The organism is Shinella sp. JR1-6 (genome assembly GCF_004284735.1).
Lineage (GTDB): Bacteria > Pseudomonadota > Alphaproteobacteria > Rhizobiales > Rhizobiaceae > Shinella.
The window spans coordinates 1-1097 of sequence record NZ_SHMI01000080.1 but is presented as its reverse complement, the minus strand read 5'-3'; positions in this window follow the sequence as shown (position 1 = coordinate 1097).

The following is a 1097-nucleotide window of genomic DNA, read 5'->3' as shown; positions in this document are numbered from 1 at the left end:
GCCGCCGTGCAAAATCGCCATAGCGATTGAGATTTCAGCAGCTTTTCGTTTGATGACGGTCTCCATCTCCTCTTCGGTCTTGACGCCAGTGCCATAAAGCAGTTCGGCAACGGTCTCTTCGGCCTTCGACGCGTATTTGCGCCGGATTTGATGAATTATCGCCATTTCCTTTCACCTCGGGGCTAGAACCAGCCGCAGGATGACTCGAAAACAGGAACATAACAAGAACAATTTAGCGCTAGCGCGGACATCCTGGGGTAGGCTCTAGATGTTGCGATTGCTCGCAGTGAGAGTCGCTCTTCTTGTGGCTGGACTCTCTTTAAAATTGATTCAATGATCCGCTTGTCCGCAAGGATGGCGGCCCTGAGGAGGCCCCGGCTGGTAACCGGCAACTCTCCCCGGATCTCCGCGGCCCGACCCTCGGCCCCCGATGGGAGTTGCTCAACAACCAACCCAAAAGGGAACACCCGAGAACCAGGCGGGCGCTGCTAAGCGGTGTGCGCACACCACGAAGCGAGCCGATAAATCAGGAAGTGGCGGCCTATCCACTCTGCCTGACGCGAACACGAAACCTTCAGGTTCCGTGGCCACGGGATCGAGGGCTTAACCCATGTGGAAAAGAACCACGATCCGCGTTACCATCACCATCAATCTGGCGCCTTGCCTACTCGGTATCGCCGCCATCTTGAAAGTGTTGCTCTGACCCTCGAAGCCCTCGCCACAAGCGGGGGCTTCTTGCTTCGATTATACGCGATTTCGCGCGTATTTCCAGTTAATACACTGAAATAACGTATTTATTCTATCTTCATGAACCTGTTCAGCAACGACTAGGCTCTTAGGAAACGACGCAGAAATCCCTATGGACCGGCAGCAAGCCAGCCCATGGGATTCTGCATGCCTTCAGCACTCGACTGAGTATCCTGAGGTATCCGCATGCATCCCCGGTACGCCATATGACGGCGCATAGCCTGTCCGGTTCATGTCTGGTTTCTATAGCCTCAGGAAGGCTGATCACCGGCGGGTTCCAGATACCCTTGTGCTTGCCAGTCCCTTGAACCTGATTGCCGGTTCACCGCTTGCCACCCCAACCTTGCACG